The following is a 22,304-nucleotide window of genomic DNA, read 5'->3' as shown; positions in this document are numbered from 1 at the left end:
CATGTGCATCTGGCGGCGTTGATTTGTTCTTTTCTGCTGGTTCGACAGAATGATGTTACGCGCGAATGCCATGATCGTCTCCTCGCTTTTGGTTGCCGTTGCGGTGAGCGGCTGCACGACAACGAAGAGCAGCACTTCAGGCGGCATGTTCTCCCGCAAGCCCTCTGCCTCGGCGAGCTTCATCTCCGCGCTGCAGGGCGGTATTGCCGGACGCAGCGGCATAGAACTCAGCGACAGCGACAAACAGCGGGCGCTCGAAGCGGAATACCGGGCGCTCGAGGGTGCCGCGGTCGGTCAGCCGGTCGTCTGGAGCGGCCGCAATGTCAGCGGCAAGGTCGTTGCCGCAGCGCCCTATCAGGTCGGCTCGCAGAATTGCCGCCAATACACTCACACGCTGACAGTCGATGGCAAGGATACCGCAGTGCGCGGATCGGCCTGCCGCAACAGCGACGGAAGCTGGTCGCCGCTTGGCTAGACCAACCGGCATTCAGCCCATGCTGGGCTGCAAATGGCGCTTTTCCACGCTTCCGGTGCTCACGTACGTTGAGTACGCTCCGCTCCGGGTCGTGTAAAATCACCATTTTCGCCGCAGCCTGAACTGAGTGCCGATTGGTCATGGCCGCACCAATCTTGCGGCGAAACGCCTCAAATCTTCGTCATTCCGGCTTTGCCAGTTGGAATGGCGGCGCGCTTCAAGTATTGGGCCGTTATGCTTTTCTGGATTCTTGTTGCCGCAATGACGGCGGCTGTGGCCGCGCTGCTGCTTTATCCGCTCCTGCGCGGAGCGAAGGCGCTTGACGACGGGCGCGAGGGCGAGGTTGCCGTCTATCGCGACCAGCTGCGCGAGCTCGACCGCGACCTCTCCGGCGGACTGATCACGGCCGACGAAGCGGACTACGCGCGGGCCGAGATCGGCCGGCGGCTGATCGCCGTTTCGGCGGCAGGTCCGGCCGCAGCGCCGAAGGCGGCGCGCCACCATCGCTTCAGCGAGGCCTTCATCCTTCTTCTTCTGCCGTTGACGGGGCTCTGTCTTTACGTTGCGATGGGACGGCCTGACCTGCCATCGCAACCGCTTCAGGCCCGGCTCGAAAATCCCGGCAACGACATGGCGATCCTGGTCTCCAAGGCCGAGCGGCATCTGGCGCAGAACCCTGAAGACGGCAAGGGCTGGGATGTGCTGGCGCCGATCTATTTCAACGCCATGCGTATTGACGATGCCGAGAAGGCCTATCGCAATGCCATCCGCCTTCTCGGGCCCAGCGCCATCCGGCTGGATGGCCTGGCGGAAACGCTGATGGCCGGTTCGAACGGGGCTATTACCGCGGATGCGCGCCAGGCGCTGGAGCAGTCGCTGGCGCTCGAGCCCGACAATCCGCGGGCAAAGTTCTACGTGGCACTGAGCATGGAGCAGGCCGGCCAGACCGGCGAGGCGAGGGCGGCCTTCGAGGCGATCGCCAAGGAATCGCCCGCCGACGCGCCGTGGCTGCCAATGGTCAACGATCACATCGCCAAGAATGGCGGCACGCCTGATGTCGCTGCCGCCAACAAGGCGCCGGGCGGACCGACCGCGAAAGACGTGGCGGCGGCGCAGACGATGAACGCCGGCGACCAACAGCAGATGATCCGCGGCATGGTTGAAAGCCTGGATGCCAAGCTGAAGGCCGATCCCAACAATTTCGAGGGCTGGGTGCGGCTCGTCCGCTCTTATGCCGTATTGAACGACAAGGATCGTGCTGCCGATGCGCTGAAACGCGGGCTGGCGGCGTTTCCGGCCGATGGTGATCAAGGCAAGCAGTTGCTCGCACTGGGGCGTGAGCTGGGTGTTGCGGCAGAGGGGGTAACGGAATGACGCGCAAGCAGAAGCGCCTGGCAGCTATCGGCGGGGGCATGAGCTTCATCATCGCCGCGGTGCTGCTGGTGATGTTCGCCTTCAGCCAGTCCGTTGCCTATTTCTACATGCCGGCCGATCTTGCCAAGACGCCGGTGCCGCCGGAAACGCGCATCCGTCTCGGTGGTCTGGTGGGCGAGGGCAGCGTCATCCGCGGTGTCGGCTCGACGGTCGAGTTCGCCGTGACCGACGGCAGCAATCAGCCGGTGAAGGTCAAATATACGGGCATCCTGCCCGACCTGTTCCGCGAGGGACAGGGCGTCGTCACCGAAGGCATGTTCGAGGCCGCCAGCCACGAGTTCATCGCCGATACCGTGCTCGCCAAGCATGACGAGAAATATATGCCGAAGGATGTTGCCGACCGCCTGAAATCCCAGGGGCTCTGGAAAGAGGGCGAGGGCGTGCAATGATCATCGAGATCGGCCATTACGCATTGGTGCTGGCGCTGGCGACGGCGGTCATTCTCTCGATCGTGCCGGTTATCGGCGCGCGCCGCCGCGACCAGGCGATGATGGATGTCGCGCCGCTCGGCTCGATCGTGCTTTTCGCGCTCGTCACCCTGTCCTTCGCCGTGCTGACCTATGCGCATGTGGTCTCCGACTTCTCGGTGAAGAACGTCTGGGAGAACTCGCATTCGCTGGTGCCGCTGATCTACAAATATTCGGGCGTCTGGGGCAATCACGAGGGATCGATGATGCTCTGGCTGCTGATCCTGGCGCTGTTCAGCGCCATGGTGGCGCTGTTCGGCCGCAATCTGCCAGATACGCTGCGCGCCAATGTCTTGTCGGTGCAGGCCTGGATCTCGGTTGCCTTCATCCTTTTCATTCTGCTGACGTCCAATCCGTTCACCCGGCTCGATCCGGCACCGGCGGAGGGGCGTGACCTGAACCCGGTGCTGCAGGATATCGGGCTGGCGATCCATCCGCCGATGCTCTACCTCGGCTATGTCGGTTTCTCTGTCTGCTTCTCCTTTGCGGTCGCGGCGCTGATGGAAGGGCGGATCGATGCCGCCTGGGCGCGCTGGGTGCGCCCCTGGACGCTGGCCGCCTGGACCTTCCTGACGCTCGGCATCGCCATGGGCTCCTACTGGGCCTATTACGAGCTCGGCTGGGGCGGCTGGTGGTTCTGGGATCCGGTCGAGAACGCCTCCTTCATGCCCTGGCTGGCAGGGACAGCATTGCTGCATTCGGCGCTGGTCATGGAGAAGCGCGAGGCGCTGAAGATTTGGACCGTGCTGCTCGCGATCCTCACCTTCTCGCTGTCGCTGATGGGCACCTTTCTGGTGCGCTCGGGCGTGCTGACCTCGGTCCATGCCTTTGCCAGCGACCCGAGCCGCGGTGTCTTCATTCTCTGCATCCTGATGATCTTCATAGGCGGGGCGCTGTCGCTGTTTGCCTTCCGCGCACCGCTTCTGTCTGCGGGCGGTCTCTTCGCGCCGGTGTCGCGCGAAGGCGCGCTGGTGCTGAACAACCTGATCCTGACGGTGGCCTGCGGCACGGTGCTGACGGGCACGCTCTATCCGCTGCTCCTGGAAACGCTGACCGGCGACAAGATCTCCGTCGGTCCGCCGTTCTTCAACATGACCTTCGGGCTGCTGATGATTCCGCTCTTGCTGGTGGTGCCCTTCGGGCCGCTGCTGGCGTGGAAGCGCGGCGATCTGCTCGGCGTGCTGCAGCGGATCTATGTGGTGGCGGGCCTCGCCTTCGCTGCGGCGGTGATCTTCTTTTACATCGAGCATGGCGGGCCGGTTCTCTCCGTACTCGGCCTTGCGGCGGGTCTCTTCCTGGTATTTGGGGCTGCGGCTGATCTCTGGTATCGCGCCGGTATCGGCAAGGTCGCGGCCAATGTTGCGTGGCGCAGGCTCTCCGGGCTTCCGCGCTCGGCCTTCGGTACGGCGCTGGCGCACGCGGGGCTCGGGATCACCGTACTCGGCATTGTCGCGGTCTCGACCTTTGCGACCGAGCATGTGCTAGAGATGAAACCCGGGGAAACCACCGATGCCGGCGGCTATACGCTGCATTTCGACGGCATGCAGCCGGCAAACGGGCCGAACTACAAGGAAGACCGCGGGCATTTCAGCATCCGCCGCGGCGGTGTCGAAGTTGCCGATGTCTGGTCGGCCAAGCGCATCTATGTCGCCCAGCAGATGCCGACGACGGAGGCCGGGATCGTGACCTTCGGGCTCAGCCAGCTATATGTCTCGCTGGGCGATCCCACCAATGACGGCGGTATTGTCGTGCGGATCTGGTGGAAGCCGTTCATTCTCTGCATCTGGGGTGGGGCGCTTGTGATGTCGCTCGGCGGGTTCGTGTCGCTCAGCGACCGGCGGCTGCGGGTTGGTGCTCCCCGGCGGAAAGCAAAGGCCGCGAAGCCGTCTGCTCCGGCGATGGAGCCTGCGGAATGAGGGACCTACTTTCTCCCTCATTCCTGTGCTTGTCACAGGAATCCAGTGCGCCCAAGTCCTTGGGCGCGGGAGAGGCCCTTTGCCGACAAGAGTCATTCACCGCGCAGACGCGCAGTGGCTGGATTCCTGTGACGAGCACAGGAATGAGGGGAGGAGAGGCTTGGCGTCTCTCTCGGTTGTCGATGTTCGCCGCACGCTTGCTGGCTATCGCCTTTATCGCCTTGGCGCCGCTTCCCGCCTTCGCCGTGAACCCCGACGAAGTACTGGCCGACCCCGCGATGGAAACGCGCGCGCGGACGCTGTCGGCGGAGTTGCGGTGCATGGTTTGCCAGAACCAGTCTATCGACGATTCCAATGCCGAGCTTGCCAAGGATCTCCGGCTTCTGGTGCGCGAGCGCATCAAGGATGGCGACAGTGACGAGCAGGTGTTGAACTACATCGTCTCGCGCTACGGCGAATTCGTGCTGCTGAAGCCGCGGTTCAGTATCCGCACCGTGCTGCTCTGGGGTGCGCCTGTGGTGCTGATCCTGGCGGGCGGCATATCGATGCTGGTTTTTGCGCGCCGCAGGGTGGGCAAGCCGACGGGAAGCCGGCTGACGGATGACGAGCAGGCGAAGCTTGACGAGTTGCTGAGCAAGTAGCTTAAGGGCAGCTGCGAGGCCATATCCGGCGGGCCTTGGACAAAAAGTCGCGGCTGGTCACAATCCCGACATTACAAATTTTTCATTGGCCGGACAGTTCGCAGTAAGGTCCCGCATCCTATATCTTCATCCATCAGCCGTTCCCGACCGGGGGCCGGACCGACTAAATGATGAAGAGAAGGTGCCTATAATGTTCAAGACTCCCTCCCTTGCCACTGCGCTGAAGGCCTCGACCGTCGCAGGTCTCGCCGCTGCCGTGCTAGCCACTGGCGTGCCGCTTGAGATCACCCGTTCCTATGCTGAGGCCGTCAACGTTCAGGCGCCGGCCGTGCCGAGCTTTGCCAATGTCGTCGACGCCGTTTCGCCGGCCGTCGTCTCCGTCCGCGTCGAATCCCGCATCAAGCCGGCGTCCGACGACGGCAACGGTTTTTCCTTTGACTTCAATGGCCGCGGTTTCGACGACCTGCCGGACGATCATCCCCTGAAGCGCTTCTTCAAGCAGTTCGGTGAACAGGGTCCGAATGGCGGCGAGGGCCAGGATGGCCAGCAGCGTCCGCCGCGCCACTTCGGTGAGCGTGGTCCGGGCCCGGGTGGCCCTGGCGGTCCCGGCCGTCTGCGTCCTGTCGCTCAGGGCTCCGGCTTCTTCATCTCCGAAGACGGCTATATCGTCACCAACAACCACGTCGTTTCCGACGGCTCGGCTTTCGTTGCTGTCATGAACGACGGCACCGAGCTTGATGCCAAGCTGATCGGCAAGGATCCGCGCACCGACCTCGCCGTGCTGAAGGTCGACGGCAAGGACAAGAAGTTCACCTACGTCAACTGGGCCGACGACAACAATGTCCGCGTCGGCGACTGGGTCGTCGCTGTCGGTAATCCGTTCGGCCTTGGCGGCACAGTGACCGCCGGTATCGTTTCGGCCCGCGGCCGCGACATCGGCTCCGGTCCCTATGACGACTATCTCCAGGTGGACGCTGCTGTGAACCGCGGCAACTCCGGTGGCCCGACCTTTAACCTCAACGGTCAGGTCGTCGGCATCAACACCGCGATCTTCTCCCCGTCGGGCGGCAGCGTCGGCATCGCCTTCGCCATTCCGGCCTCGACCGCCAAGGACGTCGTTGCCGACCTGATGAAGGACGGTACGGTTTCGCGTGGCTATCTCGGCGTGCAGATCCAGCCGGTGACCAAGGATATCGCTGACTCGCTCGGCCTTTCCGAAGCCAATGGCGCGCTCGTCGTTTCGGCTCAGGATGGAACGCCTGGCCAGAAGGCCGGCATGAAGGCTGGCGATGTCGTCACCGCCGTCAACGGCGAAACGGTCAAGGATGCCCGCGATCTCAGCCGCCGTATCGGCGCAATGCAGCCGGGCAAGAAGGTCGAAGTATCGATCTGGCGCGATGGCAAGGCACAGTCTCTGACCGTCGAGCTCGGCACGCTGCCGGCCGATCAGAAGGACGCCTCGACCGACGACAGCGACCAGCCGCAGGAACCGCAGGCACCGGCGTCCGAGAAGGCGCTTGCCGATCTCGGCCTGACGGTTGGCCCTGCCGATGACGGCAAGGGCCTGCAGATCACCAATATCGACCCGAACTCCGACGCTGCCGACAAGGGCATCAAGGCGGGCGAGAAGATTACCTCGGTGAACAATCAGGACATCACGTCTGCCGACGACGTCGTCAAGGTTCTGAACCAGGCGAAGAAGGACGGCCGCACCCGGGCGCTCTTCCAGATCCAGTCGAAGGACGGCAGCCGCTTCGTCGCCCTTCCGATCAATAGCCAAGGCTGATCCCCCACAGCCTTGACCGGCGCATCCCCATGATGCGCCCGAGACGGGAGCCGCGCACCAGCCCGTGCGGCTCCCTTCCACTCCATCCCTAGGTGGCCGCGATGACCCAAGCGCAACAGGAAGACGTATTGAGCCTTGCCGAAACGAAACCGGCAGGTAATGTCAGCCGCATGAAGATTCTGATTATCGAGGATGACCTCGAAGCTGCGGTTTACCTGACGAAAGCCTTTCGTGAGGCGGGGATCGTCGTCGATCATGCGAGCGACGGCGAGAGCGGCCTGTTCATGGGCTCGGAAAACACCTACGACGTTATCGTCATCGACCGTATGCTGCCGCGCCGCGACGGGCTTTCCGTCATCAGCGAGCTGCGCCGCAAGGCGATCCACACCCCGGTTCTCATTCTTTCGGCTCTCGGCCAGGTCGACGATCGCGTCACCGGTCTTCGCGCCGGCGGCGACGACTATCTGCCGAAGCCCTATGCCTTCAGCGAGCTGCTTGCCCGCGTCGAGGTTCTCGGCCGCCGCAAGGGCACGCCGGAGCAAGATGTTGTCTACCGCGTTGGCGATCTGGAACTCGACCGGCTCTCCCACGAAGTGCGCCGTGGCGGCAAGGAAATCCCGCTGCAGCCGCGCGAATTCCGTCTGCTCGAATATCTGATGAAGAATGCCGGTCAGGTCGTGACCCGCACCATGCTTCTCGAAAATGTCTGGGATTACCACTTCGATCCGCAGACCAACGTCATCGACGTGCATGTCTCGCGCCTGCGCTCGAAGATCGAGAAGGATTTCAGCCAGCCGCTGCTGAAGACGATTCGCGGGGCGGGTTACATGATCAAGGACGAAGGATGAACCGTTTCTGGTTTCTCTTCCGCTCTACCGCAGTCCGCCTTTCGGCTCTTTACATCCTGCTCTTCGCCATCTGCGCCGCGACGCTCGTCATCTATGTGACGGCGATGTCGCAGCGTCTGCTGACGGGCCAGATTCGCGAGGCGGTGCAGCAGGAGGTCGATCAGGTCAAGCGCGCCTACGATACCGGTGGCATCAACGCGCTGCTGCGCTCGATGGAGCGCCGGTCGCGCCAGCCGGGCGCCAATCTCTACATCATTGCCGGCCCCTCCGGCGACATCCTCGCAGGCAACGTCGCCTCGGTGCAGCCCGGCGTCTTCGAAGAGACCGGCTGGACTTCGGTGCCGTTCTTCTACCAGCGCTATGCTGAAAGCGGCCTCGATCGGCGGCATATGGCGATCGCCAATATCTTCGTGCTCGACAATGGGCTGCGTATTCTCGTTGGCCGCGACCTTGGCGAACCGGAGCGATTCCGGGTGCTGGTGCGCCAGGCGCTGATGGTGGCGCTGGCGATCATGGGCCTGGGCGCGCTGATCATCTGGTTCGGCATCGGCCGCAATGCCCTGAAGCGCATCGATCGCATGTCGGGCGCCAGCAAGAAGATCATGGCGGGCGATCTCTCTCAACGTCTGCCGGTCGGTGGCTCCGGCGACGAATTCGACCGTCTCTCGGTGTCGCTGAACACCATGCTGGAGCGTATCGAGAAGCTGAACGAGGGGCTGCGGCAGGTCTCCGACAACATCGCCCACGACCTGAAGACGCCGCTGACGCGGCTGCGCAACAAGGCGGCCGACGCGCTGGATACCGATGACGCCGAACAGCGCCGCGGTGCGCTCGAGGGCATCATCTCCGAATCCGACCAGCTGATCCGCACCTTCAACGCGCTGCTGATGATCTCGCGCGTCGAGGCAGGATCGGCGGCTGCGGAAATGTCGACAATCGAGATTTCGGCGATCGTCGCTGATTGTGCCGAACTCTACGAGCCTGTTGCCGATGAGGCGGGGTTGACGCTGACCGCCGAGGTCGAGCCTGGCATTTCCGTGCAGGGCAATCGCGAGCTGATCGGCCAGGCGCTGTTCAATCTCATCGACAACGCGATCAAATATTCCGTCGATTGCGACGGCCACGGCCAGATTGTTATCAAGCTGGCGCGCCGGGCCGATGCGATCTGCCTTTCGGTCGCGGACCACGGCGTCGGCGTTCCCGCCGACAAGCGCGAAGCCGTTATCAAGCGTTTCGTGCGGCTTGACGAAAGCCGGTCGAAGCCCGGGACAGGGCTGGGGCTTTCGCTGGTCGAAGCGGTGATGGAGCTGCACGGCGGGACGCTGGAGCTCTCCGACACCAATCCCGGAAAGGAAGAGGGCCGCGGGCTGACCGTGACGATGAGCTTCCCGGCAAAGCCTGCCTGAGCCAAAACCTCCTCAGACTATGCGCCGTTAAACGTATTGGCTCCTGACGCATGTGGCCCTAGGTTAAGGGCATACGGCAAAACGCGATTCCGGCGTGGCGCTGCCGGGAGGTGGGATGCTGAAGAAATCGACACATCTGCTGAAGGACGCTGCAGGCGCGGCGTTGAAGCCGCTCAACCAGTCCGAACTGAAGCTGGCGATGACCGATCTCGCCGAGATCGGCCGCGAGCAGCCGGCTGTCGCCGCGATGCTGAAGGCAGGTGGTCCGCTCTGCGATTTCATCGCCGCGGCCTTCACGCTGTCGCCCTATCTCCGGGACGCCGCCAATATCGACAACGACATCCTGGCCGCGGCGATCTCCGCGCCGCTGGAGCCGCAGATCGAGGCGCTGATCAAAGAGGCGCGCGATAGCTGGCAGGCGGAGGAGGGTGTGTTTCCGGCGGAATCCGTGGTGATGACCCGCCTGCGGCGGATCAAGCGCAAGGTGGCCTTCCTGGTGGCGCTGGCCGATCTCGCGCGGATATTCGACGGCCGCCAGACGACGGGTTGGCTGAGCGCTCTCGCCGAAGCATCGGTTGCCGCGGCGATCGATCATCTGCTGATGTCGGCGCATGAGAGCGGCAAGCTTGTGATCAAGGATACCGGCAAGCCGAACGAAGGCTCGGGCCTGATCGTGCTCGGCATGGGCAAGCTCGGCGCCTCCGAACTCAACTATTCCTCCGATATCGACCTTGTCGTGTTTTTTGACGAGCAGGCGGGGATCGTTCCCGACCCTGACGATGCGATCGAGATCTTTCCGCGGCTGATGCGGCGGCTGGTGCGCATCCTGCAGGAGCGCACTGCCGACGGCTATGTATTCCGCACCGATCTCCGTCTCCGGCCGGATCCGGGATCCACACCGCTGGCGATCTCCTTCGATGCGGCGATGATCTATTACGAGGGCAGGGGGCAGAATTGGGAGCGTGCGGCCTTCATCAAGGCCAAGCCCGTCGCGGGCGACCTTGCGGCCGGCGAGGATTTTTTGCGCGGCCTGGTGCCATTCGTCTTCCGCAAATATCTCGACTATGCGGCGATTGCCGACATTCATTCGATCAAGCGGCAGATCCACGCGCACAAGGGCCACGGGGCGATTGCTGTCAAAGGGCACAATGTCAAACTGGGGCGTGGCGGGATCCGCGAGATCGAGTTCTTCGCGCAGACGCAGCAGCTGATTGCCGGCGGACGCATGCCGGTGCTGCGCAGCCGCGGCACCGAGGAGACGCTGGCCGAACTGACCAAGGCCAAGTGGATCGATGCGGAGACCCGCGACGAGCTCACGGATGCTTACTGGTTCCTGCGCGATGTCGAGCACCGCATCCAGATGGTCCGCGACGAGCAGACGCATCTGTTGCCGGAGACCGAAGCCGACCTGAAACGCATCGCCTTCATGATGGGCTTCAGTGACACGTCGAGTTTTTCGGAAAAGCTGGTCGATAAGCTCAGGACCGTCGAGCGGCGCTATGCGCGGCTGTTCGAACAGGAAAACAAGCTTTCGACCGACACCGGCAATCTTGTCTTCACCGGCCAGAACGACGATCCGGATACGCTGGAGACGCTGAAGAAGATGGGCTTCCAGCGCCCGTCGGATATTTCACGCATCATCCGGACCTGGCACTATGGCCGCTACAGGGCGACGCAATCGGTCGAGGCGCGCGAGCGGCTGACGGAATTGACGCCGCAGCTCCTGCGGGTTTTCGGCGAGAGCAAGAGGGCGGACGAGGCGCTGCTGCGTTTCGACAGCTTCATTTCAGGGCTGCCTTCGGGCATCCAGCTTTTCTCGCTGCTCGGCAGCAATCCGGCGCTGCTGTCACTGATCGTCAACATCATGTCGTCGGCGCCGAAGCTTGCCGAGGTGATCGCCGCCAAGCCGCATGTTTTCGACGGCATGCTCGATCCCGGCCTGATGGCGGAGCTGCCGACGCGCGATTATCTCGGTGAACGCCTGAAGGCGTCTCTGGTGCAGGCGCGCTATTATGAGGAACTGCTCGACCGGCTGCGCATCTTTGCGGCGGAGCAACGCTTCCTGATCGGTATCCGGCTGCTGACAGGCGCCATCAACGGCGCGATGGCGGCGCGGGCCTTTACCCATCTTGCCGACCTGATCATCGAGGCGGCGCTGGACGGCGTTTTGAAAGAGGTCGAGGCGGCGCATGGCCGCTTCCCGGGCGGCAAGGTGGCCGTCGCCGGCATGGGCAAGCTCGGCAGCTTCGAGCTGACTGCGGGATCCGATATCGACCTGATCCTGCTCTACGACTACGACGACACCGCTGGCGAATCCGATGGCGAGAAGCCGCTCGATGCCGTGCGCTATTTCACCCGTATCACCCAACGACTGATCGCGGCCTTCTCGGCACCGACGGCAGAGGGCATTCTCTATGAGGTCGACATGCGGCTTCGCCCTTCCGGCAACAAGGGGCCGGTGGCGACGCGGATCAATTCCTTCGAGAAATACCAGCGCGAGGAAGCCTGGACCTGGGAGCACATGGCGCTCAGCCGGGCGCGGCTGATCTGCGGCGATGCGAGCTTAACGGAAGCTGCCGAGCGGATCATTTCCGATGTGCTGTCGCAGAAGCGCGATACGGCCAAGGTGGCGCGCGATGTCGGCGAGATGCGTGACCTGATCGACAAGGAGAAGGCGCCGGAGAACGGCTGGGACCTGAAGCTCATCCCGGGCGGCGTCATCGATATCGAGTTCATCGCGCAATATCTGGCGCTGATTGCGCCTGCCAAGGGCGATGCCGTGAAGGTCAACGGGCTGAATACGGGCGAGGCGCTGAAGGCGCTTGGCGACAGGCTGATGGCGCCTGCCGATCTCGACACCTGCCTTGAGGCTTTCAACCTCTACACCGAGCTCTCGCAGCTGATCCGCCTCTGCATCGACGGGCTGTTCGATCCGAAGGAAGCCCCATCGGGGCTGGTCGAGCTCGTCTGCCGGGCCGGCGACTGCCCGGATATCAAGACGCTGGAAAGCGAAGTGAAGCGGCTGTCGAAGGCGGTGCGCAAGATCTTTCAGGCGGTCCTGAAGGCCTAGCGGATCACATCGGGAATGCGGAAGGTGATGGCGGTACCGCGGCCCTCGCGCGAACGGATGCGCATGTTGCCGCCATGCAGCGCCGCCAGCGAGCGGGAGATCGCCAGGCCGAGGCCCGAACCGCCCTTGCTCTTGGCATACTGGCTCTGCACCTGCTCGAAGGGCTGGCCGATCTTCGACAGCGCCTTGCGCGGAATGCCGATGCCGGTATCGGCGATGGTGATCACAACACCCTTGGCATCGCGGCGGGTGCGCAGTGCGATACGGCCGCCGTCGTTGGTGAACTTCACGGCGTTGGAGAGCAGGTTGAGCATGATCTGCTTCATGGCGCGGCGGTCGGCCGTCAGCGTCATGCCATCGCAGAGACGCTGCTCGATGACGATGTTCTTTTCGGCGGCCGGGATGGCCGTGAAGCGCAGGCTTTCCTCGATCAGCGGCGCGAGATCGATCGTCTCGCGATGCAGCTTCATGTGGCCGGCCTCGATCTTCGACATGTCGAGGATGTCGTTGATGACATTCAGCAGGTGCTTGCCGCTGTCGTGGATATCGCGGGCATATTCGTCGTATTTCAGCGAGCCGAGCGGGCCGAACATCTGATCCTGCAGGATTTCGGAGAAGCCGAGGATGGCGTTCAGCGGCGTGCGCAGCTCATGCGACATGTTGGCGAGGAATTCCGACTTGGCCTTGTTGGCGGCCTCGGCGCGTTCCTTTTCGGCGAGATAGTTGGCGTTGGCGACAGAGAGCGCGGCCTTCTGGTCTTCGAGCGTGGCGCGGTAGGACTTGAGGTCGCCGATCGTCGCGACGTGGCGACGCTCGGAGTCGCGCAGGCGTTCCTGGTTGCGCTTCAGAAGCGTGATGTCGGTGCCGACGGAGACCATGCCGCCGTCGCGGGTGCGGCGCTCGTTGATCTGCAACCAGCGCTCGTCGGCAAGTTGGACTTCGGCGGTGCGCGAGTGGCCGGCGCCATGCGGATCGACCATGCGGCGCTCGATCACCGGGCGGGCGGCGGCGGCGTTGACGACGCTGCGCTCGGTGCCGGGCACGAGCACGCTGTCAGGAAGACCGTAGGCTTGCTGGAAATGGGCGTTGCACATCACCAGACGGTCGTTCTTGTCCCAGAGCACGAAGGCTTCCGAGGTGCACTCGATGGCGTCTGCGAGGCGCTGGTCGGCTTCGGCATAGCGCTGGGCGAGGCGGTGTTGCTCGGTGACGTCCATGGCGATGCCAATCATGTGCATGCGGCCGGAATTGCTGCGGATCATCTGGGCGCGGGCGCGCATCCAGACATAGTGACCGGCGGCATGGCGCATGCGGAAGATCTGGTCGACCTGGCCGGACGTGCCCTTGGCAATCGAACGGGCGATCTCGTGCAGGCCGCCGTCCTCAGGGTGCATCAGGCGGGCCGCCTCGTTGAAGGACATCGTCTTGTCGGAGCCGGGCAGGCCGAGCATGTCGTACATCGAGCGCGACCAGAAGAATTCGCGGTTCTCGAAATCGAAATCCCAGAGGCCGCAACGGCCGCGGGACAGTGCGGTTTCGACGCGCTGGTTGGATTCGACGAAGATATCGTCGGCATCGCGGGCCCGCTTCACCTGCATGTAATAGGCATAGAGGATGACGAGCAGGATCGAAGAAATGCCGGCAAACAATGTGACGTTGAGCGTCAGCTCCTCGCGCCAGAGCTTGCCGATCTGATCCAGCGAGGTGGCAGCGATGATATAGCCGCCGGACGAGCCGACGAGGCTGATCTCGGCATAGTGGGGATCGCCGCTGATCGTCGTTTCGATGACGCCGGCGCGATCGCCGAAGCGGCGGATCGCCGAGACTTCGGGGAAGAAGTCGCCGACATCGGAACCGACATACGAAACGCCGGCTGCAGAGGCTGCAAAGACCTTGCCACTCGACTGAACCAGCAGGATGAAGGAGCCGCTGTCGAGCCGGTCCTGGGGAAGGAACTTGGAAAGCCGCGCCTGCGCTTCGGCGCCATTGCCTGCGTCGAACAGGTCACCAGCGTCGGAAAAGACTGCTGCAGCGGCGGCGGCCGAAAGCGATGTCGCATGACGGGCGGCGGCGCCCATCCGCGAATATTCCGACATCATCCCGAAGATGTGCGAGGCGGCGACAACGGACAGAAAGGCGACGATCAGCGCCGGAATGGCACGCTTCAAGATGGTTTCGACCTGTGGAAGACGCGGTGCGCCGGCTTGGCGCGCGACCGGACGAGGGCCTCGGGTGGCCTGCGGCCATGCCCGGAGCGAACCCAAATCGACACGCAGCCGTCCTTGGGCCGCAGTTGCCCGCCGCACGTTCATCATCGTGATAACCTTGATCCCTCGTGTGATTCGATGCGCCGCTCGCTCGAACCTGACTCAATGAATCATTCCTGATTCGCCGTGTCCAGAGGCAAAGGTAAAAATCTGTTAACTATTTATAAGTGCTGATTTTTTGGTGAGTCTCGCGAGGTCCGGGCACAAGCTGCCGGACCTCGCCTTCGCAAATCACCCCTTGAGCGTCCGCTCGACGATATCGCGCACGTCGCTCGAAAGGCCAGGCGCGCGTTCTATCTCCATCAGAGCCGAACGGGCGAAATCGGCCCGCGCCGGCTCCAGTGAGCGCCAGGAGCGCATCGATGTGAGGATGCGGGCAGCCAGCTGCGGATTGCGCTGGTCGATATCGAGGATCTCGCCAGCGAGGAAGCGATAGCCCTCGCCATCGGCACGGCCGAAGCCGGTCGGATTGGTGAAGGCGAAGGTGCCGATCAGCGACCGGACCCGGTTCGGGTTCGTACGCTTGAAGAGCGGGCTGTCCATCAGTTTCTTGACGCGGTCGAGTGTCGCCGCACCCGGGATCGTCGCCTGGACCGAGAACCACTTGTCGACGACGAGGGCATTCTCTTCAAAGCGGTCGCGGAAGGCCGACAGAGCGCTGACGGCCTCGGCGCTGTCAGGGAAACGGTGTGCCAGGAGTGTCAGGGCGTGCAACTGCTCGGTCATGTTGTTGGCGGCGTCGAAGGCGGCCTTGGCACGAACCGGCGTGTTCTCTGCGTAGGAGAGATAGGTGAGGGCGGCATTGCGCAGCGCGCGCCGTCCGGCACTCGCTGCATCCGGGCTGAAGGCGCCCGATGTCGTCATAGTCTCGAAGAGGTTTGCAAAGATCGCGACACCCTGTTCGGCGATCTGCTTCATCACGGCCTGACGGCCGGCATGGATCGCGTCGGGATCGTTATTGCCGCCGAGTTCGCGGGCGATATCGGCTTCGCTCGGCAGCGCCAGCGCCTGGGCGCGGAATGCTGGCTCCAGCGCGTCGTCGGAGGCGGCTGCGAGCAGGGCGTCGACAAAGGTCTGTTCGCAGGCGACCGCCGTGCCATCACGGGCGTCGCGGGCGGCCTTGAGGAGGTTTGGCAAGGCCAGATCGGTCAGCGCCTGCCAGCGGGCGAAATGATCGGTCTCGTGGCGGGCGAGCAGTGCGAGATCGGCCGGGGCCTGATCGAAATGCAGGTTGATCGGCGCTGAGAAGCTGCGGTTGATCGACACGACCGGGCGCGAGGCGATGCCATGGAAGACGGCGGTCTGCGTCTTGCCGGTCAGGTGCAGCACCTCGTTGGCATATTCGGCGCCTTCGACCGACTTCGGCTTGATCGCCTTGCCGCTCTCGGCAAACAGCGCCAGGCTGAGCGGGATATGCATCGGCTTCTTGTCGGCCTGGCCGGGCGTTGCGGGAACCACCTGCTCGAGCTGCAGCGTGAAGGTCTTGGCCTTGGCGTCATAGGTGCCCGAGGCGGTGACGAGCGGCGTGCCGGCCTGATGGTACCAGAGCGAGAACTGCGCGAGATCGCGACCGCTGGCGTCCTCGAAGCACTTGACGAAATCCTCGATCGTCACCGCTTCGCCGTCATGGCGCTTGAAATAGGTGTCCATGCCCTTCTTGAAGAGCTTCTTGCCGAGCAGCGTCGCGATCATGCGCGTGACTTCGCTGCCCTTCTCGTAGACCGTCGTCGTGTAGAAGTTGTTGATTTCACGGTATTTCGTCGGGCGAACTGGATGGGCGAGCGGGCCGCCGTCTTCCGGGAACTGCTCGGACTTCAGGTGGCGCACTTCGGCGATGCGCTTGACCGGGCGGGAGCGCTGATCTGAGGAGAACTCGTGATCGCGATAAACCGTCAGGCCTTCTTTCAGGCAGAGCTGGAACCAGTCGCGGCAGGTGATGCGGTTGCCGGTCCAGTTGTGGAAATATTCATGCGCGATGATCGCCTCGATATTGGCGTAGTCGGCATCGGTCGCGGTCTCGGGGTCGGCAAGGACGTATTTGTCGTTGAAGACGTTGAGGCCCTTGTTCTCCATGGCGCCCATGTTGAAGTCGGAGACGGCGACGACCATGAAGATATCGAGATCGTATTCGCGGCCGAAGACCTCTTCGTCCCACTTCATCGAGCGCTTCAGCGCGTCCATGGCGTAGGCCGCGCGGGGCTCCTTGCCATGCTCGACATAGATCTTCAGCGCGACGTCGCGGCCGCTTTTCGTCGTGAACGTGTCTTCGATGATGCCGAGGTCGCCGGCAACCAGCGCGAAGAGATAGCTCGGCTTCGGATGCGGATCGAACCAGGCGGCAAAATGCTTGCCTTCGCCATAACCGGCGCCGCCCAGGAAGTTGCCGTTTGACAGCAGCAACGGGTTAGCGGCCTTCTCGGCAATGATGTTGACCGTGTAGGGCGCCAGAACGTCGGGACGATCCGGAAAATAGGTGATGCGGCGGAAGCCTTCGGCCTCGCACTGCGTGCAGTAGATACCGCCGGTGCGGTAGAGGCCCATCAGCTGGGTATTTTCGGAAGGATTGATGATCGTGGTGATCGTCAGTTCGAAAGGCTCGGTGGCCGGGAGATCGCGAACCGTGAGACCATCCGGCGTCGCAGAATATTGCGCCGCGGGCATCTCGATCTGGTCGAACAGCAGGCCGGACAGAGAAAGTTCGTCGCCGTCAAGGATCAGCGGCGCCTTCGGATCTGCACCTTCGCGCCGGTGGAAGATCAGCCGCGACTCGACCTTGGTCTCCGTCGGGTCGAGTTCGAAGGTCAGGTCCACGCGCTCAAGCACGAAATCGGTGGGCCGGTAGTCTGCCAGGTTAATGACCTGGCCTGTGTCTGTACGCATAAGTGTTCCCTGAAGACCTTTAACGATATGACCGTGACAGGAACGGAATCCCCGCCGTAAATTTTGGGGGCGATGATTACATTAAAGTCTGAACTAAACTTAAAGCAAAGGCCACTGAGCTTTCTTTTCGGCCCGTGCGCCGGACTTTTCCTGACACTTCCTCGAATTTCGCTTTTCGCTGGAAATTTTCCCCATCGCCGCCGTTCTTTCGTTACCATGCCGTCACACGCCACCGTGCCGCCGAGTCGGGCGGTATCCTCCTGCCTTGGAACATCAGCCGCCATCGAGCTTGGGAAGACATGGAATCGGTTTTGAGAAACCCGATGAGGGGGATCCTGATGAAGGTCTCGTCGGTTGTCGTCTTTCTCGGCATGCAGACCTTCATCAAGCTGACGGGAACCGGTATCGCGCCGGGGCAGGTGACCTTCTACCGCTCGTTCTTCGCGCTGTTTCCGATCATGGCCTATCTCGCCTATCGCGGTCAGTTGAAGGCTGCTTTCTACACCGCCAATCCGATCGGTCATGTGAAACGCGGCACGATCGGCATCATCTCTATGGGCTTCGGCTTCTACGGGCTGATGCACCTGCCGCTGCCTGAAGCGATTGCGCTGGGCTACGCCACGCCGCTGATTGCCGTCATCTTCGCTGCGGTGTTCCTGAAGGAACGTGTGCGGCTTTACCGCTGGAGCGCGGTGTTCTTCGGCATTATCGGGGTGGCGATCGTTTCCTGGCCAAAGCTGACGCTGTTTCGCGCCGGCGGGATGGAGACGGAACAGGCGGTCGGCGCCATCTGCGTGCTGCTCTCGGCGGTGCTCGCCGGCATGGCGATGATCCAGGTTCGCAAGCTGGTGGAGGAGGAGCGCACGGCGACGATCGTTCTCTACTTCTCGATGATCGCCTCGCTCTGCTCGTTGCTGACGCTGCCTTTCGGCTGGTACTCGCTGGATCTCGAGACGACGCTGTTTCTCGTCGGTGCCGGCTTTTGCGGCGGGGTGGCGCAGATCCTGCTGACGGAGAGCTACCGGCATGCCGATGTCTCGACCATCGCGCCATTCGAGTATACGTCGATTTTGCTCGGTGGCGTCATCGGCTATTTCGTCTTTGGCGACGTGCCCGGCGGCCACATGATGGTCGGCACCGCTATCGTCATCGCGGCCGGTGTCTACATCATTCACCGCGAACACCGGCTCGGTCTGGAGCGCAGAAATGCCCGGCGCGCAGGCGGCTGACCGCTTGCTGGACGGAGTTGATTCCGATCCTATTGCACCTCTCCAGCGGGAATATACTGGCGAAATTTTAGGATACCAAAGCCGCCTTGAATATGATTGATGAAGCTGACGAAGTTTGATTTATTCAAAGCCTTGCATATGCGAATGGCCACCAAAAAGGACTGAATTGTCCCGAAGGCTGGTAGCTCCGGAAGCTGGCTTGCGAGCGGGGGCGCTTATGGCATTTTCGGCTGACGAACTGGCGCACCACCCGAACTTCCTGGCTTCAATCCGGCTACTCGCGGGCGACATGCGCGGGATGTTCGATGCCGCCCCGCGTCTTGCCAGGCTTCTCGCTTCACACCAGCGCTGGCTGCTGACCCAGACCGCCTATGCGCTAAGCCTCCAGCACGATCCCGAGGATGCATCGACAGGCTTTACCGCCGTGGCACTGACCGCGCGCATCACCGATTACAAGGTGGCGAGCCGCAACACGGTGCTGAATTTCATCGATGAACTGCTGACCTATCGCTTCATTGCCCATACGCCGGGCGAGGAACGCCGGCGGCCGCGCCATTTCGAGCCTGCCGAGGTCAGTCATCAGGCGATGTATGGATGGTTTCTGTCGAACCTGACTGCACTCGATCTGATCGATGAGGGCAACCGTGCGGCCTGTTTCCAAGCCAATCCGGAGCTGATGCGCCTTGCCCATCCGCTGATCGCGGAGAATTGCCTGCACAACGACGGCTGGCGCGAGCCGCCGGAGCAGGTGGGGTTGTTCCTTTGGACCGAAGCTGGCGGCATGGTGGTCGATCATCTGATATCGAGGATCGATCTGCAGAGCTGTGACGGCGAACGCTACAGCGTCGGACGCATCGAGACGCGCAATCTGGCAGGCGATTTCATGATGTCGCGGACGCACCTGCAGCGGCTGTTTGCCAAGGCCGTGCAGCAGGGATGCCTCGGCTGGTACGACGAGCCGAAGAAGACACAGCTCTGGCTTTCCAAGGCGTTTCTGCAGAATTATTGCGGCTGGCAGGCGATCAAGTTCGCCTATGTCGATCAGGCTTTCGAATTTGCGAAGACGCAGATCGAGCAGGATCCCGTCAGGTTTGCCGTCTGCGCCTAGAGCGCGATCGCGGCAATGTCCTTGACTGGGGTCACGGGCTCGCTGGCGCTAAGCTCGCGCTCATATTCCTTTGCAGCGCAGACCGCGGCACGAATGTGCTCGATGGTTTCGATATTGCGAAGCAGCGAGATGATGACGGCAGACATGCTAAACTCCATCCGCGCGCCCTGTTGGGCGGCGCGGTAACTCAATATTCCTGGAAGTCGGCGAAGATCGCAGCTGGACGCGTCGTGCGGCCGGTGATGCCGGTGCCGCGGGCGATCATCTGTTCGTTGGTTGCGAAGCCGAGACGGCTATAGCCTTGCGTGGTGCGGATCGGGCCGCCGGCGAGGCGCAGGGTTTCAAACCCGCAGTGTATTGGACGAAAACGTGTGTTCATTGCCTTGGTTCCTGTCAGATTCCTCCCAAGACACGAGTATATATTGCAGCGCAGCATTGATTCTGCAATGCACCTAAACGAGACGCAGGCATGCGTCTTACGCATGGGTTCATTCATAAAATCTTTAAGATTGGCTATTTTGTAATCAGATCGAGGTCGCGCAGTTTCTGCTGAAACGCTAAAAGATCGTTCCAGGCCAAGCGCTTATTGACCGGTGCGGTCAGCAAGTCCTGCGGATGCAATGTCGCCAAAGCCGGAACCGTCAGGGTGCCGGCACCGATGTCCTTCCACTGGCCGCGCAGGCCATGAATGGTGTCCGTCTCGCCGAAAAAGACGCGAGCCGCGAAATTTCCGAAGAGCAGGATGGCTTTTGGCTCCGCCAGAGCGATCTGCCGCTCGATGAAGGGCCGGCAGATATCCATCTCCGCCGCCGACGGCACACGGTTGCCGGGCGGCCGCCAGGGGATGACCTGGGTCAGCAGGATGCTGGAACGGTCCAGGCCGATCGCTGCGAGCATCTTGTCGAGCAGCGTGCCTGGGCGGCCTGCGAAGGGCTGTCCTTCGCGATCGTCCTCGGCGCTCGGCGCCGATCCGATCACCATGATGCCGTGCGCCGCATCGCCGGTCGCAAAGATGGTCGAGCGGGCGCTGTGTTTCAGATTGCAGCCGTTGAAGGCTTCGAGCGCAGTTTTCAGTTCGGCGAGCGAGCGGGCGCTTTCGGCGGCAAAGCGCGCCTGCTGCACGGCTTCACCGTCCGGAATGGCAGGCTGAGGCCTCGACGCCGAAGATGCTGCCGCGGCCGGCGCCTGGCGCTGCGGTGCCGCCCGTTCCTGAGGCTGAGGCTGGCTTGCAGGAGAGGATTGCTGCGGGGCTGCTGCCCGTCTCGCCGCCTTCATCGCTTCGAACTCGGCAAAGCGATCGACCGCCTCCTCTTCCAGCAGCCACTCGACGCCCGCATCCGCATGGAAATGCAGAAGCGCTGCGAGCTCGGCCGGGGAGAGGTCGTTTGCGGAGATCATCTGGCGACCTTAGCGGAGCGGCAGCGCCAATGAAAGTGCTGCCAATGGCCGGGCGGCCTATTGCACAGTCCATTGCGAAATGTCGTCACGTTCGCCGATCAGCGCGAGACCGTGGGCGATTGACAGCAGCTCGCCGCCGCTCTCGATCTTGTCCCTGTCGAAGCGCTCGGTGAAGATCCGCCGAACGGCTGGTACGAAGGATGTGCCGCCGGTGAGGAAGACCTTGTCGATAGTTTCCGCTTTGGTCTGCGTCTTCTCCAGCACGTCATCAAGCGCGCCTTCGATGCGGCTGAGATCGTCGGCGATCCAGGTTTCAAAATCCTTGCGTTTGACGGTGCGCTGTCCGCCTCGGCCAAGCGGCGCGAAGTCGAAGGCTGCTTCTTCTTCGGCCGAGAGCGCCATCTTCGTCGCCGACACCGCCTGATAGAGCGGGTAGCCCTCGTCGTGATCGACGAGATCGACGAAGATCTCCAGCTTCTCGGGCTCGAGCGCGGTACGCACCAGCTTTCTCAGGTCTTCGAACTCGCGCGAGGTCTTGAAGATCGACAGCTGGTTCCAGCGGCCGAAGCTGGAATAGTAGTTCGACGGCACCTCAAGGATCTTGTCGAAGCTCTTGAAATGACTCCCCTTGCCGATCTGCGGCGCGACGACATTGTCGATCATGCGGTAGTCGAAGTGATCGCCGGCGATGCCGACGCCGGAATGGCCGATCGGCGTGGCGGTGAGCTTGCCGGCAATGGTTTCAAAGCGGATCAGCGAATAGTCCGTCGTGCCGCCGCCGAAGTCGGCGACCAGCACCGTGGCGTCGGACGTCAGGTTCTGCGCAAAGTAGAAGGCGGCTGCGACCGGTTCGTAGACATAGTGGATTTCAGGAAAGCCGAAGCGCGACAGCGCCTCGTTGTAGCGGTCCGTCGCCAATGCGGGATCGGCGGAGGCGCCGGCAAAATGCACCGGGCGGCCGGCGACGATGCGGCTGACATCGGACGGCCAGTTGTCGTCGGCATAGCCCCGCAGCCGCCGGATGAAGACTTCCATCAGGTCTTCGAAGCTCTGGCGCTTGCCGTAGATCAGCGTGCCCTGGAAGAGGGCGCTGGCAGCAAAGGTCTTGATCGACTGCAGGAAGCGGCAGTCGCCGGGATTGTCGATGAACTGGCGGATCGCTGCCGCGCCCGCTTCGACCTTGAGCGCCGAAGCGCCGAGCTGCGCGTCCTTCATGAAGGAGAGGGCGGTTCGCATGCTGTCGGCCGTGCCTGCCGCGCTGGTGAAACTCATGGAATGCGTCGCATTGGCGCCATCCGCCATTGCCAGAACCGTATTGGTCGTGCCGAAATCAAGCCCGAGCGCCCGTGCCATGGCCGTGCTCCTTCAATATCCGTCAA

17 protein-coding genes are annotated in these 22,304 nt (G+C 62.7%); 11 read left to right on the top strand and 6 right to left on the bottom strand.

Features of this window, described 5'->3' with window-relative positions:
- Positions 1-49 precede the first annotated feature (49 nt).
- From AC1DV9_RS20755 to AC1DV9_RS20715, 9 genes are all read left to right on the top strand, one after another.
- Positions 50-475 carry a hypothetical protein gene (locus tag AC1DV9_RS20755; RefSeq protein WP_112390725.1) on the top strand — a complete coding sequence of 142 codons (426 nt, stop codon included), beginning with the start codon at positions 50-52 and terminating at the stop codon, positions 473-475.
- Positions 476-709: 234 nt separating this feature from the next.
- Positions 710-1,849: a c-type cytochrome biogenesis protein CcmI gene (gene ccmI / locus AC1DV9_RS20750; RefSeq protein ID WP_477949877.1), complete on the top strand. Its 1,140-nt coding sequence runs from the start codon at positions 710-712 to the stop codon at positions 1,847-1,849.
- Positions 1,846-2,298 carry a cytochrome c maturation protein CcmE gene (gene ccmE / locus AC1DV9_RS20745; RefSeq protein ID WP_477949876.1) on the top strand — a complete coding sequence of 151 codons (453 nt, stop codon included), beginning with the start codon at positions 1,846-1,848 and terminating at the stop codon, positions 2,296-2,298. The genes ccmI and ccmE overlap by 4 nt, the downstream gene beginning before the upstream one ends.
- On the top strand, positions 2,295-4,292 hold the full coding sequence (locus AC1DV9_RS20740) for a heme lyase CcmF/NrfE family subunit (protein ID WP_477949875.1): 1,998 nt from the start codon (positions 2,295-2,297) through the stop codon (positions 4,290-4,292). The genes ccmE and AC1DV9_RS20740 overlap by 4 nt, the downstream gene beginning before the upstream one ends.
- A gap of 182 nt (positions 4,293-4,474) precedes the next feature.
- A complete protein-coding gene (locus tag AC1DV9_RS20735; RefSeq protein ID WP_477949874.1) occupies positions 4,475-4,933 on the top strand; it encodes a cytochrome c-type biogenesis protein in 459 nt (152 codons plus the stop codon).
- A 190-nt stretch (positions 4,934-5,123) separates the two neighbouring features.
- Complete coding sequence (locus AC1DV9_RS20730) at positions 5,124-6,719, top strand: Do family serine endopeptidase (protein WP_477949873.1); 1,596 nt, start codon at positions 5,124-5,126, stop codon at positions 6,717-6,719.
- A gap of 101 nt (positions 6,720-6,820) precedes the next feature.
- Positions 6,821-7,567, top strand: a complete 747-nt coding sequence (locus AC1DV9_RS20725; RefSeq protein WP_112390729.1) for a response regulator transcription factor — start codon at positions 6,821-6,823, stop codon at positions 7,565-7,567.
- Positions 7,564-8,973 (top strand): sensor histidine kinase, encoded by a 1,410-nt coding sequence (locus tag AC1DV9_RS20720; RefSeq protein WP_477949872.1) that lies wholly within the window; start codon positions 7,564-7,566, stop codon positions 8,971-8,973. Before AC1DV9_RS20725 ends, AC1DV9_RS20720 begins: the two co-directional genes overlap by 4 nt.
- A 115-nt stretch (positions 8,974-9,088) precedes the next feature.
- Positions 9,089-12,043, top strand: a complete 2,955-nt coding sequence (locus tag AC1DV9_RS20715; protein ID WP_477949871.1) for a bifunctional [glutamine synthetase] adenylyltransferase/[glutamine synthetase]-adenylyl-L-tyrosine phosphorylase — start codon at positions 9,089-9,091, stop codon at positions 12,041-12,043.
- Here the strand turns inward: AC1DV9_RS20715 and AC1DV9_RS20710 are convergent.
- Together AC1DV9_RS20710 and pepN are read right to left on the bottom strand one after the other, a co-directional pair.
- Positions 12,040-14,358 carry a PAS domain-containing sensor histidine kinase gene (locus tag AC1DV9_RS20710; protein WP_477949870.1) on the bottom strand — a complete coding sequence of 773 codons (2,319 nt, stop codon included), beginning with the start codon at positions 14,356-14,358 and terminating at the stop codon, positions 12,040-12,042. The two genes, AC1DV9_RS20715 and AC1DV9_RS20710, sit on opposite strands and share 4 nt — an antisense overlap.
- Positions 14,359-14,541: 183 nt before the next feature.
- Complete coding sequence (gene pepN / locus AC1DV9_RS20705) at positions 14,542-17,190, bottom strand: aminopeptidase N (RefSeq protein ID WP_477949869.1); 2,649 nt, start codon at positions 17,188-17,190, stop codon at positions 14,542-14,544.
- A 299-nt stretch (positions 17,191-17,489) separates the two neighbouring features.
- Here pepN and AC1DV9_RS20700 point away from each other — a divergent pair, with 299 nt between their 5' ends.
- On the top strand, positions 17,490-18,419 hold the full coding sequence (locus AC1DV9_RS20700; RefSeq protein WP_477949868.1) for a DMT family transporter: 930 nt from the start codon (positions 17,490-17,492) through the stop codon (positions 18,417-18,419).
- 217 nt (positions 18,420-18,636) lie between these two features.
- Positions 18,637-19,527, top strand: a complete 891-nt coding sequence (locus AC1DV9_RS20695) for a hypothetical protein (RefSeq protein ID WP_310297798.1) — start codon at positions 18,637-18,639, stop codon at positions 19,525-19,527.
- Here the strand turns inward: AC1DV9_RS20695 and AC1DV9_RS20690 are convergent.
- The 4 genes from AC1DV9_RS20690 to AC1DV9_RS20675 form a co-directional block, all read right to left on the bottom strand.
- On the bottom strand, positions 19,524-19,673 hold the full coding sequence (locus tag AC1DV9_RS20690; protein ID WP_477939725.1) for a hypothetical protein: 150 nt from the start codon (positions 19,671-19,673) through the stop codon (positions 19,524-19,526). The genes AC1DV9_RS20695 and AC1DV9_RS20690 overlap by 4 nt on opposite strands.
- A 41-nt stretch (positions 19,674-19,714) precedes the next feature.
- The gene (locus tag AC1DV9_RS20685; RefSeq protein WP_112390736.1) at positions 19,715-19,906 is read right to left on the bottom strand and encodes a hypothetical protein; all 192 of its coding nucleotides are present in this window, start codon (positions 19,904-19,906) and stop codon (positions 19,715-19,717) included.
- Between the two features lie 134 nt (positions 19,907-20,040).
- The gene (locus AC1DV9_RS20680) at positions 20,041-20,925 is read right to left on the bottom strand and encodes a uracil-DNA glycosylase (RefSeq protein ID WP_477949867.1); all 885 of its coding nucleotides are present in this window, start codon (positions 20,923-20,925) and stop codon (positions 20,041-20,043) included.
- 57 nt (positions 20,926-20,982) lie between these two features.
- On the bottom strand, positions 20,983-22,278 hold the full coding sequence (locus AC1DV9_RS20675; RefSeq protein WP_477949866.1) for an Hsp70 family protein: 1,296 nt from the start codon (positions 22,276-22,278) through the stop codon (positions 20,983-20,985).
- Between the last annotated feature and the right edge of the window lie 26 nt (positions 22,279-22,304).

The organism is Rhizobium sp. 01L410 (assembly GCF_056400165.1).
Note: the sequence above shows the minus strand (reverse complement) of the source record. Positions and strands in the feature narration are given on the sequence as shown.